Origin of the sequence: Paramesorhizobium deserti, from assembly GCF_001558695.1 — a bacterium.
GTDB classification, from domain to species: domain Bacteria; phylum Pseudomonadota; class Alphaproteobacteria; order Rhizobiales; family Rhizobiaceae; genus Paramesorhizobium; species Paramesorhizobium deserti.
This window is the reverse complement of sequence record NZ_LNTU01000034.1, coordinates 425,271-447,101: the sequence shown is the minus strand read 5'-3', so window position 1 is coordinate 447,101 and position 21,831 is coordinate 425,271. Positions and strand designations below refer to the sequence as shown.

Annotated in this window: 19 protein-coding genes; 6 read left to right on the top strand and 13 right to left on the bottom strand. The window is 61.9% G+C overall.

Translation table 11 applies throughout. The features are described 5' to 3' along the window. The first annotated feature begins 46 nt into the window (after window positions 1-46). The 3 genes from ATN84_RS18360 to ATN84_RS18350 all read left to right on the top strand — a co-directional run bounded on the left by ATN84_RS18360 (window position 47) and on the right by ATN84_RS18350 (window position 3,192). A complete protein-coding gene (locus ATN84_RS18360; protein ID WP_068883314.1) occupies window positions 47-781 on the top strand; it encodes an SDR family oxidoreductase in 735 nt (244 codons plus the stop codon). Between the two features lie 78 nt (window positions 782-859). Beyond that, window positions 860-1,705, top strand: coding sequence for a fumarylacetoacetate hydrolase family protein (locus ATN84_RS18355; protein ID WP_068883312.1), 846 nt, complete (start codon window positions 860-862; stop codon window positions 1,703-1,705). Between the two features lie 203 nt (window positions 1,706-1,908). Continuing rightward, the gene (locus ATN84_RS18350; RefSeq protein WP_068883310.1) at window positions 1,909-3,192 is read left to right on the top strand and encodes an L-fuconate dehydratase; all 1,284 of its coding nucleotides are present in this window, start codon (window positions 1,909-1,911) and stop codon (window positions 3,190-3,192) included. Window positions 3,193-3,202: 10 nt separating this feature from the next. Here ATN84_RS18350 and ATN84_RS18345 read toward each other — a convergent pair whose 3' ends face one another. The 7 genes from ATN84_RS18345 to ATN84_RS18315 all read right to left on the bottom strand — a co-directional run bounded on the left by ATN84_RS18345 (window position 3,203) and on the right by ATN84_RS18315 (window position 10,849). Beyond that, window positions 3,203-4,570, bottom strand: a complete 1,368-nt coding sequence (locus ATN84_RS18345; protein WP_068883308.1) for an FGGY-family carbohydrate kinase — start codon at window positions 4,568-4,570, stop codon at window positions 3,203-3,205. A 210-nt stretch (window positions 4,571-4,780) separates the two neighbouring features. Further along, complete coding sequence (gene rhaM / locus ATN84_RS18340; protein WP_068883306.1) at window positions 4,781-5,101, bottom strand: L-rhamnose mutarotase; 321 nt, start codon at window positions 5,099-5,101, stop codon at window positions 4,781-4,783. Continuing rightward, window positions 5,098-6,099 carry an ABC transporter permease gene (locus ATN84_RS18335; protein WP_068883304.1) on the bottom strand — a complete coding sequence of 334 codons (1,002 nt, stop codon included), beginning with the start codon at window positions 6,097-6,099 and terminating at the stop codon, window positions 5,098-5,100. The genes rhaM and ATN84_RS18335 overlap by 4 nt, the downstream gene beginning before the upstream one ends. Beyond that, the gene (locus ATN84_RS18330; protein ID WP_068883302.1) at window positions 6,096-7,097 is read right to left on the bottom strand and encodes an ABC transporter permease; all 1,002 of its coding nucleotides are present in this window, start codon (window positions 7,095-7,097) and stop codon (window positions 6,096-6,098) included. The genes ATN84_RS18335 and ATN84_RS18330 overlap by 4 nt, the downstream gene beginning before the upstream one ends. Beyond that, complete coding sequence (locus tag ATN84_RS18325; protein WP_068883300.1) at window positions 7,098-8,627, bottom strand: sugar ABC transporter ATP-binding protein; 1,530 nt, start codon at window positions 8,625-8,627, stop codon at window positions 7,098-7,100. It lies immediately after the preceding gene. 330 nt (window positions 8,628-8,957) lie between these two features. After that, complete coding sequence (gene rhaS / locus ATN84_RS18320; protein WP_068883297.1) at window positions 8,958-9,953, bottom strand: rhamnose ABC transporter substrate-binding protein; 996 nt, start codon at window positions 9,951-9,953, stop codon at window positions 8,958-8,960. Window positions 9,954-10,033: 80 nt separating this feature from the next. Continuing rightward, window positions 10,034-10,849, bottom strand: coding sequence for a DeoR/GlpR family DNA-binding transcription regulator (locus ATN84_RS18315; protein WP_068883295.1), 816 nt, complete (start codon window positions 10,847-10,849; stop codon window positions 10,034-10,036). 204 nt (window positions 10,850-11,053) lie between these two features. Here ATN84_RS18315 and ATN84_RS18310 point away from each other — a divergent pair, with 204 nt between their 5' ends. Together ATN84_RS18310 and rhaI are read left to right on the top strand one after the other, a co-directional pair. Then, window positions 11,054-13,150 carry a bifunctional rhamnulose-1-phosphate aldolase/short-chain dehydrogenase gene (locus ATN84_RS18310; RefSeq protein WP_068883293.1) on the top strand — a complete coding sequence of 699 codons (2,097 nt, stop codon included), beginning with the start codon at window positions 11,054-11,056 and terminating at the stop codon, window positions 13,148-13,150. Window positions 13,151-13,347: 197 nt separating this feature from the next. Beyond that, on the top strand, window positions 13,348-14,640 hold the full coding sequence (gene rhaI, locus ATN84_RS18305; RefSeq protein WP_068883291.1) for an L-rhamnose catabolism isomerase: 1,293 nt from the start codon (window positions 13,348-13,350) through the stop codon (window positions 14,638-14,640). Here rhaI and ATN84_RS18300 read toward each other — a convergent pair. Beyond that, complete coding sequence (locus ATN84_RS18300) at window positions 14,637-15,518, bottom strand: LysR family transcriptional regulator (protein WP_068883289.1); 882 nt, start codon at window positions 15,516-15,518, stop codon at window positions 14,637-14,639. The two genes, rhaI and ATN84_RS18300, sit on opposite strands and share 4 nt — an antisense overlap. Before the next feature lie 115 nt (window positions 15,519-15,633). Here ATN84_RS18300 and ATN84_RS18295 point away from each other — a divergent pair, with 115 nt between their 5' ends. Next, window positions 15,634-17,130 carry a CoA-acylating methylmalonate-semialdehyde dehydrogenase gene (locus ATN84_RS18295; RefSeq protein WP_068883286.1) on the top strand — a complete coding sequence of 499 codons (1,497 nt, stop codon included), beginning with the start codon at window positions 15,634-15,636 and terminating at the stop codon, window positions 17,128-17,130. Here the strand turns inward: ATN84_RS18295 and ATN84_RS27320 are convergent. From ATN84_RS27320 to ATN84_RS18275, 5 genes are all read right to left on the bottom strand, one after another. Beyond that, window positions 17,127-17,285 carry a hypothetical protein gene (locus tag ATN84_RS27320; RefSeq protein WP_161939591.1) on the bottom strand — a complete coding sequence of 53 codons (159 nt, stop codon included), beginning with the start codon at window positions 17,283-17,285 and terminating at the stop codon, window positions 17,127-17,129. The genes ATN84_RS18295 and ATN84_RS27320 overlap by 4 nt on opposite strands. Before the next feature lie 25 nt (window positions 17,286-17,310). Continuing rightward, on the bottom strand, window positions 17,311-17,724 hold the full coding sequence (rpsP, locus tag ATN84_RS18290) for a 30S ribosomal protein S16 (protein WP_068883284.1): 414 nt from the start codon (window positions 17,722-17,724) through the stop codon (window positions 17,311-17,313). Between the two features lie 84 nt (window positions 17,725-17,808). Beyond that, a complete protein-coding gene (locus ATN84_RS18285; protein WP_068883282.1) occupies window positions 17,809-18,114 on the bottom strand; it encodes a chorismate mutase in 306 nt (101 codons plus the stop codon). Window positions 18,115-18,119: 5 nt separating this feature from the next. Next, window positions 18,120-19,694: a signal recognition particle protein gene (ffh, locus tag ATN84_RS18280; RefSeq protein WP_068883279.1), complete on the bottom strand. Its 1,575-nt coding sequence runs from the start codon at window positions 19,692-19,694 to the stop codon at window positions 18,120-18,122. 289 nt (window positions 19,695-19,983) lie between these two features. Continuing rightward, complete coding sequence (locus ATN84_RS18275) at window positions 19,984-21,687, bottom strand: L-lactate permease (protein WP_068883277.1); 1,704 nt, start codon at window positions 21,685-21,687, stop codon at window positions 19,984-19,986. Between the last annotated feature and the right edge of the window lie 144 nt (window positions 21,688-21,831).

The window sequence follows — 21,831 nt, the reverse complement described above, 5'->3', positions numbered from 1 at the left end:
AAGTCTGCAACTTTTCGGGATCATGCTCAAAATCCGGAGAATTGAGATGAGTGAGAAATTCAGGGACAAGACGGTTCTGGTGACGGCGGCGGGACAGGGTATCGGCAAGGCGACGGCGCTCGCCTTCGCGCGTGCGGGCGCAACGGTGCATGCCACGGATATCAACGAGAAAGCGCTTGCCACGCTTGCGAACGAGTCCGGCATTTCCGTGCGCAGGCTGGACGTGCTGGATACCGCCGCCGTGACGCAGGCCGCAGCCGAGATCGGCACTGTCGATGTGCTCTTCAACTGCGCCGGCTTCGTCCATTCCGGCTCGATCCTGGATATGAAGGACGAGGATCTCGATTTCGCCTTCGATCTCAATCTCCGCTCGATGGTGCGCACCATCCGCGCGGTCCTGCCTGGCATGATCGCGAATGGCGGCGGCGCAATCATCAACATGGCTTCGGTGGCGAGCAGCATCAAGGGCGTGCCGAACCGCTTCGCCTATAGCGTCACCAAGGCGGCGGTGATCGGGCTGACGAAATCGGTGGCAGCGGATTATGTCGGGCAGGGCATACGCTGCATGGCGATCTGCCCCGGCACGGTGGAGAGCCCGTCTTTGGAAGAGCGTATGCGCGCGCAGGGCGACTACGATGCCGCGCGCGCGGCATTTATCTCGCGCCAGCCGATGGGACGCCTGGGAACACCGGAAGAAATTGCCGATCTCGCCGTTTATCTCGCCGGCGCCACCTATACGACGGGGCAGGCATATGTCATCGACGGCGGGTGGACTAATTAAGGGAGTATGGGAGTAAGGGAATAGGGGAATATGTTTTCCCTACTCACCTACTCCCTCAATTCATACAAGGAGACAGACATGAAGCTGCTGCGATATGGCGAGGCAGGAAACGAAAAGCCGGGCCTTCTCGACAAAAACGGCAATATTCGCGACCTTTCCGGCCATGTGAACGATATTGCCGGCGCGGTGCTCGCGCCTGATGCCCTGGCCAAACTTGGCGAGATCGATGCCGAGAGCCTTCCGCTCGTCTCCGGCAGCCCGCGCCTTGGCCCCTGCGTCGCCGGGACCGGCAAGTTCATCTGCATCGGTTTGAACTATGCCGACCATGCCGCCGAATCCGGATTGGCGGTGCCGCCGGAGCCGGTTATCTTCATGAAGGCGACCTCGGCGATCGTCGGCCCGAATGACGATATCCTCATTCCGCGCGGCTCTGAAAAGACCGACTGGGAAGTCGAGCTCGGCGTCGTCATCGGCAAGACGGCCAAATATGTGAGTGAAGAGGATGCGCTGGATTACGTCGCCGGTTATTGCACCGCGCATGATGTCAGCGAACGCGCCTTCCAGGCGGAGCGCGCCGGCCAGTGGACCAAGGGCAAATCCTGCGACACGTTCGGCCCGACCGGTCCCTGGCTCGTCACCAAGGACGAGGTGGCCGACCCGCAGAATCTTTCCATGTGGCTCAAGGTCAATGGCGAGACGATGCAGGACGGTTCGTCGAAGACCATGGTCTATGGCGTGCGGTATCTGGTCTCCTATCTCAGCCAGTTCATGTCGCTGCAGCCGGGCGATATCATCTCCACCGGCACGCCGCCCGGCGTGGGCATGGGCATGAAGCCGCCGCGCTATCTCAAGGCCGGCGACGTGGTCGAGCTCGGGATCGAGGGGTTGGGTACACAGAAGCAGAATGTGAAGGCTGATATTTAGGCGCTTATCGATAACCCCCCTCTGCCCTGCCGGGCATCTCCCCCACAAGGGGAGATTGGCTGGCATGGCTAACCGCTCTCTTCCTGTGACGGTTGCGATTGGTGCCGCACATCTATGAAGGCGTAATCTCCCTCCTTGTGCGGGAGATGGCCGGCAGGCCAGAGGGGGGTGAATACCGCACATACCAACATAAGAGGTTCCCCGTGGCCCGTATTACCGATCTTCGTGTTTTCGACTTACGTTTTCCGACGTCGCAAAGTCTCGACGGGTCGGACGCGATGAATCCGGATCCGGATTATTCCGCCGCCTATGTCATTCTGGATACTGACCGGGACGGGCTGGCGGGCCACGGACTTACCTTCACCATCGGGCGCGGTAACGATATCTGCTGCCTCGCCATAGAGGCGATGAAGCATCTCGTCGTCGGGCAGGAATTGGAGGCCATCCGTGAAAATCCCGGTGCGTTCTGGCGGCATCTGACGAGTGACAGCCAGTTGCGCTGGATCGGGCCGGACAAGGGTGCGATACATCTGGCGACCGGCGCGGTGGTGAATGCCGTCTGGGATCTGCTCGCCAAGCAGGGGGGCAAGCCCGTCTGGCGGCTGGTCGGCGAGATGACGCCGGAGGAGATCGTCCGTATCGTCGATTTCCGTTATCTGACCGACGTGCTGACGCCGGAGGAGGCGCTGGCGATCCTCAAGAAGGCGGAGGTGGGGAAGACGGACCGAATCGCCACGCTCGAGCGCGAGGGCTATCCCTGCTATACGACTTCAGCCGGCTGGCTCGGCTATTCCGACGAGAAGCTGAAGCGGCTCTGCCAGGAAGCGATCGATGCCGGGTTCAACCATGTGAAGATGAAGGTCGGGCGCGATCTGGAGGACGATATCCGCCGGCTCACCATCGCCCGCGAAACGATCGGGCCGGACCGCTTCCTGATGATCGACGCCAATCAGGTCTGGGAAGTCGATCAGGCGATCGATTGGGTGAAGAAGCTCTCCTTCTGCAATCCCTATTTCATCGAGGAGCCGACCAGCCCCGACGATATCGCCGGCCATCGCAAAATCCGCGAGGCCATCGCCCCGGTGAAGGTGGCGACCGGCGAGATGTGCCAGAACCGCATCATGTTCAAGCAGTTCATCGCCGAAGGCGCGATCGATATCGTGCAGATCGATTCATGCCGCATGGGCGGCTTGAACGAGGTGCTGGCGGTGTTGTTGATCGCCGCAAAATATGGCCTGCCGGTCTGGCCGCATGCGGGCGGCGTTGGACTATGCGAATATGTGCAGCATCTCTCGATGATCGATTACATCGCCGTTTCGGGCACCAAGGATGGCCGGGTCATCGAATATGTCGACCATCTGCACGAGCATTTCGTCGAGCCGTGCGTGATTCGTGACGCGGCCTATATGCCGCCTTCGCTGCCGGGCTTCTCGATCGAGATGAAGCCTGCATCGATCGAGCAATATCAGTGGCGTGGAGCCAAATAAGGCTCGTCCGTCAAAGCAGGCTCCGCCACGTCTCCGCATAGGGTGCGAAGGTTTCAGGGAGAGCCAGATCATTGGACTCGGGTTCGCTCGCGCCCGGCTGCATGCCGGCGAGCATCGCCGCACCGAGGCTGGTGCCGGTCGAGCCGGGAAGCGCCAGCACCTCGCGCCCGATGAGGCCTGAAAGGGTGGCGATGTAGATTTTGTTTTTCGCGAAAGGACCTTCGACGATGATCGGGCCATTCGCGCCGACAAGCCCGAGGCTCACATCGGTCATCAGCGCGGCATAGAGCGAGGCGGCGGCGTGGCGTTTTGGCGGTGTGAGGTTTTCCGCATTGAGCCAAGCCATCTCGCGTGACGGGAAAGGGCCGGTGCCTTTAACGATGCTGGGGAGCACCATGGTCTGATGGATCAGGACATCAGGCAATACCGCGGCGGCTTCATTCGGATGGCTCGCGGGGGCATCCTTCATCAGCAGTTCGAACTCCCTTCCGCCCATGAAGCGGGCGGAGGGGACGGGGCGGCGATAGGCATCGACATTGACGAGCGTATCGCGCCGAGGGTCGAGATGTTCCGCATGGCCGCCGACGCCGAAGATGACGACCCATGTGCCGGTCGAGACGACGGCGAACGGTGGCTCGCGCCTGAGCAGATGCGGGAGCAGGGAGGCGTTGGAATCGTGAATGCCGCAATGGACAGGGACCGGCTTGTCGAGGCCGATTGGGTCGGCGATTTCGGGCAGGACGGTTCCGAGCGCGTCGAAAGCGGAGCGTACCGGGGCCAATAGCGATCCTATCTCCAGCCTGTCCACGAGCGATGAGAACGAACCTGCTCGCGGGTTCCAGAGATCTGTATGACAGCCGAGCGAGGTTGCTTCGCAGGCGGCAATGCCGGTCAGCCGCCATGCCCAATATTGCGGGTAGGTGAGGATGGTCTTCACTCGCGCGAAAAGATCGGGGAACGCGGTTTTCTGGTAATGAAGCTGCGCGCCGAGATTGAGGCCGCCGGAGAGAAGCGGTGAGGAGGTTTCGCCGAAATTGGGGCGCAGCGCGGCATAGCTTTCGCGGATATGGTCCGGATAGGTGTGCTCGTAGTCCAGTACCGGCATGGCGAGGCCGTCTTCGCCAAGGAGTGCCGCCGATGCGCCATGCGTGGTGATCGAGATGGCGTCGAAACCGGGATCGCGGGCAAATTCGGCGAGTGCGGCCAGGAAGAAACGCCAGAGGCCGTCCATATCGTAGTGCGGGTAGGGCGGCCCGGCCAGCACGCGGTTCGGCATGGTGCGCGCGGCGATTTCGCGAGCCGTTTCCGCGTCGACGATGACGGCCTTGGCATTGGTTTTGCCGATGTCGAGAACGGCGATGCGGGAGGGGGCGGTCATGATGGAAACGCTGGCGGGAGTACCCCCCTCTGCCCTGCCGGGCATCTCCCCCACAAGGGGGGAGATTGGCCGATACGGCTCACCGCTTTCATCCTGCAACGTTGGCGATTGATGCTGCATGTTGATGACGGCGTAATCTCTCCCCATGCGGGGGAGATGTCCGGCAGGACAGAGGGGGGCGCCTCGCGTTTCGATCAAACGAATTTCTCCCTAAGCCAGATGAAACACAGTCACGAGTTCAGACTGTACCGGCGAATTGTCCGGATTCGTTTCCATGATGTCGGCCATATGCGCCCACCATTTCTTCATCACCGGATGGTTGGGGAGGTCAGCCATACGATGGTCCGCCGTACGCGTCAGGACGCCGAAAAGCGTGTTGGTCTCGGGGTCGAGATGGATGGAATAGTCGGAAACGCCCGCCTCGTGCAGCAGTTCCACCAGCTCCGGCCATATCGCGTCATGGCGGCGCTTGTATTCGGCTTCCATGCCGGGATTGAGCCGCATCTTGAAAGCGTATTTCTCGGTATTCATGCGACTTTTCCGGATTTGAGACGGCGAATGATGATCGGCAGCGAAATGGTGACGATCAATAGCAGGCCGATGAAGATCGACATGACGATGCCGGGCACGTTGAGAAGTCCCAGGCCGAAGGTGACGAGGCCCATGACGAAGGCGGCGATGACGACGCCGCCGATGGTGCCTGAGCCGCCGAGGATCGAGACGCCGCCGAGCACCACCATGGTAACGATTTCAAGCTCCCAGCCTTGGGCGATCGACGGACGGGTGGAGCCCAGCCGCGAGGTCAGGCAGACGGCGGCGATGCCGCTCATCAGGCCGGTCAGCAGGAACAGGATGAATTTGACCCGCTCCACTGGAATACCGGAAAAACGCGCCGCGAAGGCATTGTTGCCGATGGCATAGACCCTGCGACCGAAGCTGGTGGCATGCAGCAGAACGGCGAAGAGAACTGCGCAAAGCGCAAAGAGCACGAATTCAAACGAGAATACCCAGAAGACATAGCCCTGTCCGAAATAGGCGAAGCTCTCGGGATATCCGCCATAGGCCTGATCGCCCAGCACGATATAGGAGATGCCGCGGAAGAGGCTCATTGTGCCGATGGTGACGACGATGGAGGGAAGTCCAAGCCCCGCCACCAGCAAGCCGTTGAACGCCCCGGCGAGAAGCCCGACACTGACACCGATTGCAACCAGCCCCGGTGTGCCGACGCCCATTTGCGCCGCGGCGCCCATCGCGGTGGAGGCGAGTGCGATGATGGCGGCGACTGACAGATCGATCTCCCCCGAGATGATCAGCAATGCCATGGCAAAGGCGATCATCGCCTTTTCGGTGAAGTTGAAGGTGGCGTCGGAGAGATTCCAGACATTGAGGAAATAGGGCGAGGCAAAGGAATTGGCGATGAAGATCACAATCGCCACCCCCAGCAGGAGCATCTCCCAGCTTGAGAACAGCCGGGTGAAGGATGTGCCGAGCCGGTCAGGAATACGGCGCTTTTCTGGAACGGCGCTCATGCTGCGGGGGCCTCCTGATAAGTCTTGGCCGCCTTGTCGCGCAGGATGATGCGGCCGCGCCGCTTCTCCTGGCGGGCATTGAAGATGACGGCGAGGATGATGACCGCGCCCGAAATCGCCATCTGCCAGAAGGGCGAGATGTTGATGACCGGCAGGGCGTTCTTGATGACGCCGAGGAACAGCGCGCCGAGCACGGTGCCCGCGACCGTGCCGATGCCGCCCAGCGTCGAGATGCCGCCGATGACGCAGGCCGCCACGCTGTCAAGCTCGAAACCGGCGGCGATATCGACGTAGGCGACGGCATAGCGCGAGACCCAGAGATAGCCGCAGAGCCCCGCCAGCGCGCCCGACAGCACGAAAGCGAAGAAGCGGGTGCGCCCGACATCGATGCCGGCATAGACGGCGGCGGTGGGATTGCCGCCGGAGGCATAGAGTGCGCGGCCGAAGAAGGTTCGCGTCATCATGATGGTGACGAGAATGACGATCGCAATTGCCGTCCAGCCGAGAATGGGAAGGCCGAGGAAGACCTGGCGCGGCGTGTTGAGGAAGACCGGGGTCATCTGGTGGGCGTTGACCCAGCCGCCGCCTGACAGGACAAAGGCCATGCCGCGATAGATGGTGAGCGTACCCAGCGTTACGACGATGGGAGGGATGCCGAGCTTCCAGACGAAGAGGCCGTTGATTGCGCCGAGGAAGGCGCCGATGCCAAGCGCGACCACGATGAGCAGGGCGAGCGGTAGTTCCGGATGGGCGGCGTTCAGCATCGCCACGGCCATGCCGGTAAAGGCCAGATTGGCGGCAACGGAGAGGTCGATGGATTTGGTCAGGATCACCGCCATCTGGCCGAGCGCCAGGATGATGAGGATCGAGGTGTCGTTGAAGATACCGGCAAGGTTCTTTGGCGAGGCGAAGCCCGGCGCTCGGGCAGAAAAGCCTGCCACGAGGATGGCGATGATGCCGAAGAGCAGGATTTCGCGGTGTTTGAGGATCCGGTTCATTTATGCATTCCCCGTCGCTGCCCGCACCAGAGTCTCGGCATCAAGCGATTGCCTGTCGAAGAGCCCTGCCGATAATCCTTCGCGCATGACGAGGACGCGGTCGGACATGCCCATGATTTCAGGCAGTTCGGATGAAACCATGATGATGCTCAGTCCTTCTGCGGCGAGCTCACTGATGAAGGCGTGGACGGCGGCCTTGGAGCCGATGTCGATACCCTTGGTCGGTTCGTCGAGAATGATGACCTTGGGCTGCGTGGCGAGCCATTTGCCGATGACGACCTTCTGCTGGTTGCCGCCTGAGAGCGTACCGACCGGTACGGAAAGGGCGGCGGCGCGAAGGTCAAAGCGTTCGGCATAGCGGCGCGCCAGCGCGAATTCTTCCGCGGAGCGCAGGAAGCCCGCGCGTGAGGTGCGGGTGAGCGAGGGGAGCGACATGTTCTGGAAGATCGGCATCTGCAGCACGGCGCCATGGCGTCCGCGCTCCTCCGGCACGTAGACGACGCCATGCGCGATGGCGTCGCGCGGCGAGCGGATGGTGATCTCGCGGCCTTCAAGCGTCAGCCTGCCGCCGGAGGGACGGGTCACGCCGAACAGCGACTGGCAGAACTCCGACCGGCCCGCGCCGACGAGGCCATAGAGCCCGAGGATTTCGCCGCGCCGCAGCTCGAAGGAGATGCCGCGGAATTCGGTCGGATGCGAATAATTCTCGACCTTCAGCGCGGTCTCGCCCGGCGTCACGTCGATCTTGGGAAAGACCTGGTCGACCGAGCGGCCGACCATCAGCCGCACGATCTCGTTTTGGCTGGTATCCTTCAACGCACCATGACCGACGGCGCGGCCGTCGCGGAAAACGGCATAATTCTGCGCGATCTCGTAGACCTCATCGAATTTGTGGCTGATGAAGAGGATGGCCTTGCCCTGGGATTTCAGCCGCTCGATGATCTGGAAGAGGTCGTCCACTTCTTTTCGCGACAGGGCGGCGGTGGGTTCATCCATGATGACGATGCGGGCGTCGACGGACAGCGCGCGGGCAATGGCGACGAGGTGGCGCTGCGCGATGGAAAGCTCTTTCAGCTTGGCGCGCACATCGACCGTCGTTTCCAGCGAGTGGAGCAGCGCCAGCGAGCGGGCATTGAGCGCTTTCCAATCGACGAGGCCGAGCTTCGTTTTCGGCGCGTGGCCGAGATAGATGTTTTCAGCCACCGACAGTTCATCGAAAAGCACGGTTTCCTGATGAATCGCGGTGACGCCGTGGTTCGTTGCGTCCTGCGCGGTGACGAAGGCGACCGGCTTGCCGCCTACGAGGATTTCACCCTCATCCGGCTGGTAGATACCGGTGAGGATTTTCACCAGCGTCGATTTGCCCGCGCCGTTTTCACCGATCAGCGCCGTCACCGTGCCGGGATAGAGGGCGATATCGACCTGATCGAGCGCGCGGACGCCGGGGAATGATTTCGAGATGCCACGCATTTCGAGAAGCGGGACCGGACGGGCCGTTTCTTGAATGGGCGTCTGGACGGCTGCGTTCATTGTGTGGACCTGAATATTCTCTTCGTTCGACGCTGAGGGACAGCGCCCGTTACTTGCCGGGCGCCTCCCGCCCTTCCCATCGTCATCCTCAAGCTTGACCCGAGGATCCACGGCTGATGGGCACCGACCGCTCCACCTGCCGACGCGTTCCAGATTGGAACAGTATTCGATCGATAAGCCTTGATTGGTCTTATGGTCCCGTCGCGGGCGATAGTGCTGTTTGCGCTCCCTTGCCGTGGATCCTCGGGGCAAGCCCGAGGATGACGGTGATAGAGAGGGGAGCCATACCCGGCAGCCGAAACTGCCGGGCGGTCGCTGCTCCCACCGCGATCAGAAGACCTTCGAGAACTCGTCGATGTTCGAAGCGTCATAGACGAACGGATCGGACATGGCTGCTTCGCCGTTGTCACCGATCTTGATCTTGCCCATGCGACCGGCGTCGATCTCGGTGTTCGGCTTTCCGTCGGCGTCGCCCTTGACGAGGTGATAGGCGATTTGCGTCGCGGAATAGCCGAGGTCGATCGGGTTCCAGATGGCGAATTCCTTGGTCGCGCCTGATTTGATCGCGCCCGCCATTTCCGAGGGAAGGCCAAGGCCGGTGACATAGACATCGCCGATCTTGCCGGCATCCTTCACCGCTTGCGAGGCGGCGAGCACGCCCACTGTCGTCGGGGCGACGATGACCTTGACGTTCGGCTGCGAGGTCAGGAGACCCTGAGCTTCGCGATAGCTCTTGTCGGCCAGGTCGTCGCCATAGACCGTCGTGACGAGGTTGAGGCCCGGAAAGTCCTTGAGCTGCTTCTTCATCTCGTCAATCCAGATGTTCTGGTTGGTCGAGGTGGTGGTGGCCGATAGAATGGCGAAGTCGCCCTTGCCGTCAGGCAGATGATCGGCGGCGAGCTTCAGGCACATTTTGCCGATCAGCTCGTTCGACGAGGGGTTCAGGTGCATGATGCGGCCTTCCGGCGCAACGCCAGAATCCCACGAGATGACCTTGATGCCGCGTTGCGCTGCCTTCTTCAGAGCAGGCACGACTGCATCGGGATCGTTGGCGGAGATGGCGATGGCGTCGACGCCCTGCGCGATCAGCGAGTTGATGACCTCGATCTGGCCTTCCGCCGTCGTGGTGGTCGGGCCGGTATAGATGACCTCGACGTCACCCAATTCCTTCGCCGCTTCCTGCGCGCCCTTGTTGGCGGCCTCGAAGAAGCCGTTGCCGAGCGATTTGACGACGAGCGCGATCTTCATAGGTTCGGCTTGAGCCTGCGCGGCAACTATGGACACGGCGAATGCCGCACCAAGCGCCAGTTTCTTAAACAAATTCATGTCTCTAATCCTCCCTTGGTTGTTTCTACCCACCTCTCGGTCGCCTAGTTTTAGCCGCATGATCTTTTCGGGATCATGCTCTATGCAACCGAAGAGGAATCCTCCTTCTTCGCCGTCGCAGTGGCGGTCTGCGCCACGATCAACTGAATGCCTGCATCCTCCACCATGCGCCGCGCGGCGTCCGTTACACCATCGTCGGTGATAACAGTCGTCACCCGCGTGAGCGGACATAGGATCAGGCTCGACCGGCGCGTGAACTTGGTCGAATCCACCATCAGCACCAGCTCATCCGCCTGGTTGATCAGCTTCTGCTCGCTCTGGATGATCAGCGCGTCGGATTCCATGACCCCGAGCGGCCCGATGCCCTGCGACCCCATGAACATCCGGCGCGCATAGAAATTGCGCGTCACATCATTGTCGAAGGGGGAGAGGATCAGGCTCTGCTCGCGGTAGATCGCGCCGCCCGGCACGATGACCGTGCTCTTGGAATGCTTGACCAGATGCTCGGCGATGGCGAAGGAATTGGTCAGCACCTGCAGGCGGCGTGCGGCCAGATAATGCACCATCTGGAAGGTCGTCGTGCCGCCATTGATGATGACGGCATCGCCTTCCTCGCATAGCGCCACGGCTTCACGCGCGATCGCCCGCTTCTTGTCGATGTTCTCGGATTCCGAAACGCGGAAAGGGCGGCCGGCGAGGCCTGCCAATTGAGGCGGATGCACGGCCTCCGCGCCGCCACGCACCCGGCGAAGGCGTCCCTGCACATGCAACGCGGCGATGTCACGGCGGATCGTCGCTTCCGATGCCTCGGTCAGCTCGACGATATCCTGAATGGTGACAACAGGCTTTTCCTGAACGGCGCTCAGGATAATGCGGTGGCGTTCGCGTTCGTGCATCTTGTCCTCCTGTCTTTTCTATCCCGCAATTGGCCCGAGCTTGTCAATCACATTCGATCATGAATTTTCATATCGCGATGCAGCATGATCATTTCTGATTGTTTTCGATTGACAGTGAAAGGTGGCTTGCGCCATATCTGCGCCCAACGAGACGGGCGGATCAAGCTTCCGCCAGTTTGAACAATCTGCGATCGGGAGGATGACATGGCGGCTCAGGTGCGGCTTCTGGAAAACCGTTGGGATGACGCAAAGGCGGCAGCTTTGGACGAACCAGGCAAGCTGCTCTACCGCTCCAATCTGCTGGGGGCCGACAAGCGCATCACCAATTATGGTGGCGGCAATACCTCCGCCAAGGTGACAGAAACGGACCCGCTGACCGGGGAGCCGGTTCAGGTGCTTTGGGTCAAGGGCTCGGGTGGCGATGTCGGCACGATCAAGCTGGACGGCTTCGCGACTCTTTATCAGGACAAGCTCAATGCGCTGAAAGGCATTTACAAAGGCGTCGAGGACGAGGACCGCATGGTCGGCTTCCTGCCGCACTGCACTTTCAATTTGAATCCCCGCGCCGCCTCCATCGATACGCCGCTGCACGGCTTCGTGCCGTACAAGCATGTGGACCATATGCACCCGGACGCGATTATCGCCATTGCGGCCTCGAAGAATTCGCGGGAATTGACCAAGGAAATCTTCGGCGACGAGATCGGCTGGCTGGCATGGCGGCGGCCGGGATTCCAACTGGGTCTCGACCTCGAAGCCTTCGTCAAGGCGAACCCGCAGGCGAAGGGCGTGGTGCTGGAAAGCCATGGCCTGTTCACATGGGCTGACGATGCCAAGGTCTGCTATGAGTTGACGCTGGATGTGATCAACAAGGCAATCCGCTGGCTGGCGGAGCGGATGGAGGGCAAGGCGGCGTTTGGCGGTGCTGTAACCCAAAGCCTTGAACCTTCCGAGCGCCGCGCTGTCGCCGCGCGTCTGATGCCCGTCATCCGCGGCATGATCGGCAAGGCGGAGCGCAAGCTGGGGCATTTCGACGATCAGGACGCCGTTCTCGAATTCGTCAATTCTAGGGATTTGCGCCCGTTGGCGGCGCTTGGCACAAGCTGCCCCGACCATTTCCTGCGCACCAAGATCCGCCCACTGGTGCTGGATTTCGACCCGGCGAAGCCGGATGTGGACGCAGTGCTAGCAGGGCTGGAAAAGGCGCTGGAGGATTATCGCGCCGACTACACGCGCTATTACGAGACGTGCAAGCACGACAATTCGCCAGCGATGCGCGACCCCAACCCGGTGATCTTCCTCGTTCCCGGCGTCGGCATGCTGTCGTTTGCCCGCGACAAGGCGACGGCGCGCATTGCCGGGGAGTTCTATGTCAACGCCATCAATGTCATGCGCGGAGCATCCACGGTGTCCGAATATCAGGGCCTGCCGGAGCAGGAAGCCTTCGACATCGAATATTGGCTGCTGGAGGAAGCGAAGCTTCAGCGCATGCCGAAGCCGAAGAGCCTTGCGGGGCGCATCGCGCTTGTCACCGGCGGGGCGGGCGGTATCGGCCGTGCCACGGCGGAGCGGCTGGCAGGCGAGGGCGCGTGCGTCGTGCTTGCCGATATCGATGCAGATTCGCTCGCAAGCGCGCATGAGGATTTTGCCAAGCGGTTTGGCGGCGATGTGGTGCGCAGCGTGGCTCTAAATGTCACCGATGAAGCGGGTGTGATTTCCGCGTTCGCTGATGCGGCGGTGGAATTCGGCGGGCTCGATATCCTCGTGTCGAATGCGGGCATTGCATCCTCAGCGCCGGTCGAGGCGACAGAGCTTTCGATGTGGAACCGCAATATCGACATCCTGGCGACCGGCTATTTCCTCGTCTCGCGCGAGGCGTTCCGGCTGTTCCGCCGCCAGAAGCTCGGCGGCAATGTGGTGTTCGTCGCGTCCAAGAACGGTCTTGCCGCGTCACCCGGCGCTTCCGCCTATTGTACGGCCAAGGCGGCGGAAATCCATCTGGCGCGCTGCCTGGCGCTGGAAGGCGCGGATGCGGGCATTCGGGTCAATACTGTCAATCCGGATGCGGTGCTGCGCGGCTCGAAGATCTGGAACGGCGAGTGGCGCGAACAGCGTGCGGCGTCATCGAAGATCGAGGTCAGCGATCTGGAAGAGCATTACCGCAACCGCTCGCTCTTGAAACTGAATGTGTTTCCGGAGGATATCGCGGAAGCGATCTATTTCCTCGCGTCGGATGCTTCGGCGAAGTCGACGGGGAATATCGTCAATGTCGATGCGGGGAACGCGCAGAGTTTTACGCGGTAGTCGCGTGTGAATCACCCTCCTCTGCCCTGCCGGCCATCTCCCCCTCAAGGTGGAGATTACGCTTTCATAAATGGTGGCCTCAATCGCTGAGGTCGCAGAATGGGCGAGACGTTTGACGCAGCCAATCTTCCCCCTTGAGGGGGAGATGGCCGGCAGGGCAGAGGGGGGTGTTCCAGTGGGCAATGAGGGAGGAATATATGTCTGAGCCAAGAATAGCGGCGGATATCATCACCGATGAGAACGCCAAGCGGGAGAACGCGCTAACAAGCGACTACGAAGCGCTGGGGGCGAACCTGGCGCGCCGCGGCGTCGATATCGAAGCTATTACGGCCAAGGTGGCCGAGTTCTTCGTCGCGGTCCCCTCATGGGGCGTCGGCACCGGCGGCACCCGCTTTTCCCGCTTTCCCGGCATCGGCGAGCCGCGCAACATCTTCGACAAGCTTGATGATTGCGCCGTTATCCAGCAGCTGACGCGGGCGACGCCCACGGTCTCGCTGCATATCCCGTGGGACAAGGCGGACCCGAAGGAGTTGAAGGCCAAGGCGGATGCGCTGGGGCTCGGCTTCGACGCGATGAATTCCAATACCTTCTCCGACGCGCCGGACCAGCCGCATTCCTATAAATATGGCTCGCTTTCTCATGTCGACGCAGCCGTGCGGGCGCAGGCGGTCGAGCACAATATCGAGTGCATCGAGATCGGTAAGGCCATCGGCTCCAAGGCGCTGACGGTGTGGATCGGCGATGGGTCGAATTTTCCGGGGCAGTCGAATTTCACGAAAGCGTTCGAGCGTTATCTTGCGGCGATGGGGAAGATCTACCAAAAGCTGCCTGAGGACTGGCGCATCTTCTCCGAGCACAAGATGTATGAGCCCGCCTTCTATTCGACAGTCGTGCAGGATTGGGGCACGAACTATCTCATCGCCTCGACACTGGGCGAGAAGGCGTTCTGCCTCGTTGATCTCGGCCATCACGCGCCCAACACCAATATCGAGATGATCGTCGCGCGGCTCATCCAGTTCGGCAAGCTGGGCGGCTTCCATTTCAACGATTCCAAATATGGCGATGACGATCTCGATGCCGGGGCCATCGAGCCCTACCGGCTGTTCCTTGTCTTCAACGAGCTGGTGGACGCGGAGCATCGTGGTGTGAAGGGCTTCCACCCTGCCCACATGATCGACCAGTCGCACAATGTCACCGATCCGATCGAAAGCCTGATCTCCAGCGCCAACGAAATCCGCCGCGCCTATGCGCAGGCGCTGCTGGTGGATCGTGCGGCACTCTCCGGCTATCAGGACGAGAACGACGCGCTGATGGCCTCCGAGACGCTGAAGCGGGCTTATCGCATCGATGTGGAGCCGATTCTCGCCGAAGCACGACGTCGTGCAGGCGGGGCTATCGATCCGATCGCGGCTTATCGCGCCAGTGGTTATCGGCAGCAGGTGGGCAAGGAGCGCCCGGCGGTGAAGGGCGGCAGCGGCGGTATCGTTTAAACGAACCGGCTGCGCTCTCTCTCGACCAGGTCGGAGATGAACCCGGATACGGCGGTGACGCGGCGCAGCGTGCGCGCCGATTCATGATAGGCGAGCCAGTAGGAACGGGGGATGACACGCTCCGGCAGGACGGGCACGAGATCGGCATGTTCGCGCGCAATGAAGGCGTGAAGAATGCCGATGCCCGCGCCGGCCTTCACCGCCTCGACCTGGCCGAGCGCGCTCGATACCTCGAAGGCCGGGTTCCAGTCGCGGCTGATCTCGGATGCATAATTGAGGGAAGGGCTGATGACGAGATCCTCGACATAGCCGACGAGCCGGTGTGAAGCGAGTTCCTCCACTGATTGGGGAACGCCATGCTCCTGCAGGTAACGGGAATGCGCATAGAGACCCAATGTATAGTCGACCAGCTTGCGCGCGATGAGCCGGCCCTGGTCCGGCCTGTCGACGGTAATCGCGATATCGGCCTCGCGCCGCGAGAGCGAAAACGAGCGGGGCACCGGCACGAGCTGGATGGTGAGATCGGGATAGCGCGCGGTGAGCGATGCAAGCCGCGGGGCGAGGAAGGTCACGCCGAAGCCGTCGGGAGCACCGATCCTGACCGTGCCTGAAATCGCTACATCGGCATCGCCGACATGCGAGCGGGCGGCAAGCATCTCCGCCTCGATGCGCTCGGCCGACAGCAGGAATTCCTCGCCGGCCTGCGTCAGTTCCGATCCGTTGGTCCGCCTGGTCAGCAGGGTCGTGTTGAGCGCGGTTTCAAGTGCGGTGAGCCGGCGGGCCACGGTGGTGTGGTTGAGCCCGAGCCTGCGTGCTGCGCCCAGGATCTGGCCGGCGCGCGCGACCGCCAGGAATATGCGGATGTCGTCCCAGTTCATGGGCCTATGATTACTATGATTTTTGCACAACGGATACGCCTTTGCGCGCCTTGCAATATGAATTTTGCAGAGCGATGATGACCGCATAAATCCGGATAACAAGGGAGAAGGCGCAATGCGCGATATCGGTCATTTCATCGGCGGCAAGCATGTGGAGGGCAAGAGCGGGCGGACATCAGACGTCTTCCAGCCGCTCGACGGCACGGTCCAGGGCAAGGTCGCCTTGGCGACAAAGGACGAGGTGCGCGCGGCGGTCGAGAACGCCAAGGCGGCGCAGCCGCAGTGGGCCGCCACCAATCCGCAGCGCCGGGTGCGCGTGTTGCGCAAGTTCCTTTCGCTGGTCGAGGCGGAAATGGATTCGCTCGCCGAGCTTCTCGCCCGCGAGCACGGCAAGACCATTCCCGATGCCAAGGGCGACATCCAGCGCGGGCTCGAAGTGGTCGAGGTTTGCCTTGGCTCGCCGCATATGATGAAGGGCGAGTTCACCGACAGCGCCGGCACGGGCATCGATGTCTATTCACTTCGCCAGCCGCTTGGCGTCGTCGCAGGTATCACGCCGTTCAACTTCCCGGCGATGATCCCGCTGTGGAAGGCGGGCCCGGCAATCGCTTGCGGCAATGCCTTCGTCCTCAAGCCGTCGGAGCGCGATCCCGGCGTGCCGATGCGCCTCGCCGAGCTTTTCATGGAAGCCGGGCTTCCCGCAGGGATTTTCAACGTCGTCAATGGCGACAAGGATGCGGTCGATGCGCTGCTCGACGATCCCGACGTCAAGGCCATCGGTTTCGTCGGTTCGACGCCAATCGCGCAATATATCTATGCGCGCGGCTGCGCCAACGGCAAGCGCGTCCAGTGCTTCGGCGGCGCCAAGAACCACATGATCATCATGCCGGATGCCGACATGGACCAGACGGTCGATGCGCTGATCGGCGCCGGCTACGGCTCGGCGGGCGAGCGCTGCATGGCGATTTCGGTCGCCGTGCCCGTCGGCCAGGAGACGGCCGATCGCCTGGTCGAGAGGCTCATTCCGCGCGTGGAAAGCCTGAAAGTAGGCCCGTCAACCGATGCCAGCGCCGATTACGGCCCGCTGGTGACCAAGCAGGCGCTCGACCGGGTGCGCGGCTATGTCGATCTCGGCGTGCAGGAAGGTGCGAAGCTCGTCGTCGACGGGCGCGGCTTCAAGATGCAGGGCTATGAGAACGGCTATTATATGGGCGGCTGCCTGTTCGATCACGTGACGCCTGACATGCGTATCTACAAGGAGGAGATCTTCGGCCCGGTCCTCTCCGTGGTGCGGGCGAAGAACTATGAAGAGGCGCTGGCCCTGCCGAACGACCATGAATATGGCAATGGCGTCGCGATCTTCACCCGCGACGGCGACGCGGCACGCGATTTCGCAAGCCGTGTTCAGGTCGGCATGGTCGGCATCAATGTGCCGATCCCGGTGCCGATCGCCTATTACACCTTCGGCGGCTGGAAGGCTTCCGGCTTCGGCGATCTCAACCAGCACGGCCTCGATGCCTTCCGCTTCTATACCAAGACGAAGACCATCACCTCGCGCTGGCCGTCCGGCGTGAAGGAAGGCGCGGAATTCGTCATCCCGACGATGAACTAAGCCGGACGGTTTTCCGTTTGCGCGTCCTCGCCGCAATGCGGCTGCGGGCGCGCGGCGGGCATCAAGGAAGGTGCCGAGTTCGTTATCTCGGCGATGAACTGATCCGAAAAATCATCCAGAAACAAAAACGGCAGCCGAAAGGCTGCCGTTTTCATTTGGCTGGCTATGCCGAAAGGCGAGTTACTCGCTGGCGGCTTCCGCTGCGGGCGCTTCGGCCTCTGCGGGGGCCTGAGCAGCTTCGGCAGCCTTGGCCGCGGCTTCTTCCTCGGCCTGCTTGGCGAGAGCGATGCGCTCCTGGGCCTTCTTGCCCGGAACGGCCTTGGCCGGGTTGTTGCGGGCAGGGCGCTTGGCGAGGCCGGCCTGATCGAGGAAGCGAAGCACCCGGTCGGTCGGCTGCGCGCCATGGCCGATCCAATGCTTCACGCGGTCGGCGTCCAGCGTAACGCGCTCTGCGTCCTTCGGCAGGGTCGGGTTCCAGGCGCCGATCTTCTCGATGAAGCGGCCGTCGCGCGGCGCGCGGACGTCGGCGACGACGATGTGGTAATAAGGACGCTTCTTCGAGCCCGCGCGGGCCAGACGGATTTTCAACGACATTTCATTCTCCTGTTGGTCTGTTTCCATACCGCCTGACGGCGGTGGTAGGTTGGCGCCGCAACGCGACGGTGTTTTTGTTTAGGGTTAACTAGCGCTGCGTTCGGCAGCGGTATTCTCGTGATGACGGATCACTTCCTTGACGATGAAGTTCAGGAACTTCTCGGCAAAATCGGGGTCCAGGCTTGCCTCCTGCGCCAGGCGGCGCAGCCGCTCGACCTGCTGCTTCTCGCGGATCGGATCGGCGGGGGCGAGGCCATATTCGGCTTTCAGGACGCCTACCGCCTTGGTGCAGCGGAAGCGCTCGGCCAGCATATGGATGAGCGCGGCATCGATATTGTCGATCGAGGCGCGCAGGCCGGAAAGCTCATCGGGCAGGCTCTTGTCGTTCATGTCAGTCACTTCTTCTTCGGCAAACCGGGGAGACCACCGCCAAGGCCGGGAAGGCGCGGCCCGCCCGGCAGGCCAGGCAAGCCTCCGGTGCCAAGGCCAGGCATCCCGCCCTTGCCAAGGCCAGACGCTTCCGCCTGCTTCTGCAGGGCTTCAAGCTGCTTGGGATCGAGCTTGGAGAGGTCAGGCATGCCGCCCATGCCGCCAAGGCCTCCCATGCCGCCAAGCCCCATCTTCGACGCCATGCCGCCCATCATCTTCTGCATCATGCCGCCGCCCTTGCCCTTGCCGCCCATGGCTTTCATCATGTCGGCCATCTGGCGGTGCATCTTCAAAAGCTTGTTGATATCGGCGGCATTGGTGCCGGAGCCCTTGGCGATGCGCTGCTTGCGGCTGTGCTTCAGCATATCAGGATTGCTGCGCTCCGCCGGCGTCATCGAGCCGATGATGGCGAGCTGGCGTTTGAAGACGGAATCGTCAAGTCCGGCCGCGGCAACCTGGTCTTTCATCTTGGCCATGCCGGGCATCATGCCCATGATGCCGCCCATGCCGCCGAGCTTCTGCATCTGGCGCAATTGATCGGCAAGGTCGTTCAGGTCGAACTTGCCCGACTGCATCTTCTTGGCCATCGCCGCCGCCTTTTCGGCGTCGATGTTTTCGGCGGCCTTCTCGACGAGGGAGACGATATCACCCATGCCGAGGATGCGGTCGGCGATGCGGCGGGGGTAGAACTCCTCGAGTGCATCCATCTTTTCGCCGGTGCCGATCAGCTTGATCGGCTTGCCGGTGACGGCGCGCATGGAAAGGGCCGCGCCGCCGCGCCCGTCGCCGTCCATGCGGGTGAGCACGATGCCGGTGATGCCGACACGCTCGTCGAAGGAGCGGGCGAGGTTGACGGCGTCCTGGCCGGTCAGCGCATCGGCGACGAGGAGGATCTCGTGTGGATCGGACTTCTTCCTGATGTCGGCCATCTCGACCATCAGGGGCTCGTCGATATGGGTGCGGCCGGCGGTGTCGAGGATGACGATGTCATGCCCGCCGAGCTTCGCCGCCTGCACGGCGCGCGCCGCGATCTCCACCGGCGACTGGCCGGCAATAATCGGCAGCGTATCGACGCCGGTCTGGATGCCGAGCTGGCGAAGCTGCTCCTGTGCGGCAGGCCTGCGCGTGTCGAGCGACGCCATCAGGATCTTCTTCTTCTGCCGCTCGGCCAGGCGCTTGGCGATCTTGCCGGTTGTCGTCGTCTTGCCGGAGCCCTGCAGGCCGACCATCATGATGACGACAGGGGCGGGCGCATTCAAATCGACGGTGACGCCCTCGGCGCCCAGCATCTCGACCAGCTCGTCATGGACGATCTTGACGACCATCTGGCCGGGCTTGATGGACTTCAGGATTTCCGCGCCGACGGCCTTCTGGCGGACACGGTCGGTGAAGGAGCGCACCACATCGAGCGCGACGTCGGCTTCGATCAGCGCACGGCGCACTTCGCGCAGCGCCGCCGCCACGTCCTGTTCGGACAGGGCACCGCGGCCGGTCAGGCCGTTCAATATCGCGCCGAGGCGTTCCTGTAGCGTTTCAAACATCCGTTTTCCTTTTTACCCGTGCGAGGACAGTTCTTCGCAAGAGGTAGGTCATTCCGCGCCGAAGCCCAATAGTCCAAAGCATAACGACACCCGAGGACGCATCGCGCTGTCGGGTGTGGGCCTCCGGGATCTGTTTATACCAAAATGGGTCCCGGTCGGCTGCTCGGAGTCTCTGCTCGTCGCGGATTGATAGGGCGCTTAAACAGGAAAAGCGCGGCAAAGTCAAGCAAAGGGGGCAATTGCGCCCATGAATTGGCCCCGGCATTGGCGCCGGAGCCAATTTCAATGTTTACCGCGCACCCGTGCCGACGAGCGGATCACCGATGCCGAACATATAGAGCGCGATCATAAGTACGGTGCCCGCCAACGTCACATAATAGATGGTCGGGATGATGGTCATGCGCAGCGTCGTGCCCTCGCGCCCGAGGAGGCCGACAGTTGCCGAGGCGGCCACGACATTGTGGATCGCGATCATGTTGCCCGCCGCGGCGCCTACCGACTGACCGGCCACCATGAGCGCCCCGGAGACGCCCAGCCCCTCCGCCACGCCATACTGGAACTGGCTGAGCATCAGGTTGGACACCGTATTGGACCCGGCGAGGAATGCGCCCAGCGCACCGACCGAGGGCGCGAAGAACGGATAGACATTGCCCACTTCCGTCGCCACCCAATCGGCCACCATGAGCGGCATGCTGACCAGATCATTGCCGTTCACGCCGGAGTTGATCATCACGCGCACCATCGGCACGGTGAAGAGCAGCACGAAACCTGCGCCGAGCAGCGTCTTGGTGCTTTCACCAAATGCCCTGGCGAATTGTCCGGCATTCATGCGGTGCAGGAAGAAGGTGATCAGGCAGACGATGACCAGAAGGCCGCCGGGCAGGAAAAGCGGCGCAAAATCGCCACTTATGTTGGCTTCGCCCATGATGTCCTTGGCGGCGAAGGTCACCGATTTCAGCGCATTGCCGACGGACGGCACCGTGCGGCTCACGACGAGGAAGATCGCCAGAAGCACGTAGGGCGTCCATGCGAGGAACAGCGGGATCTTCTTCGATGTCAGTTCATCAAGCTTGATCTCGATGCTGCCCATCCAGCTTGAAGGCCATTGCGACGGCGGGGCGAAATCCCATTTGTCCTTCGGCATCAGGAAGCCGGCCCGTGCCGCGAGCGTTGCAAGCGTCAGGCCGACGAGGCCGCCGATCATGGACGGAAACTCGGCGCCGAGGAAAACCGCGCTCAGCACATAGGGGATGGTGAAGGCGAAAGCCGCGAAGAGCGCGAAAGGCAGGATTGCTAGCCCCTCTGTCCAGGAGCGGTTGCGCCCGAAGAAGCGCGTCATGATGACGACCAGGAACAACGGCATGAAGGTGCCGCAGATCGCGTGCAGGATCGCCACTTCCGAGGTGATGATGTGGAAGAACTGTTCCCAGCTCGATCCGGCACCCTGCAACTGCGCCGTCAACGCCTCGCGATTGAGGCCCGATTGGACGCCGACGATGAGCGGCGTTCCGACCGCGCCGAAGGAAACCGGCGTGGACTGGATCATCAGGCCGAAGGTGACGGCGGCAAGGGCCGGGAAGCCGATGGCGACCATCAGCGGCGCCACCACGGCGGCCGGCGTGCCGAAACCCGATGCGCCTTCGATGAAGGAGCCGAACAGCCAGGCGATCAGGAAGACCTGGATGCGCCGGTCCGGGCTGATCTGCGCGAAGCCGGAGCGGATCGCCGAGATGCCGCCGGAATGCTTGAGCGTATTGAGGAGCAGGATCGCTCCGAAAATGATCCAGAGCAGACCCGCGGTCTGGATAAGCCCCTGCAGCGTGGATGCGATCACGCGATTGCCGCTCATGCCCCATATCGTGATGGCGATGATGACGGTCAGAATATAGGTGATTGGCATCGCGATCCGCGCCTGGATACGAAAACCGACCAGCATCACGCCGGCCACAAGAATTGGCAGAAATGCAAATAGCGCAAGAAATCCGTTCGACATGGTTCCTCCCTTGTCGCCCCCGCCCCCTCATCGGCATAGGCTGTTAACACGCTGGTAAATAAAATTGACCAGTATGCAATAAGCAATAGGTCTAAGAGATTTTCTTCAGGCGGAGGGTTTGCGGCTCATCGCGTCAGGGCCTAC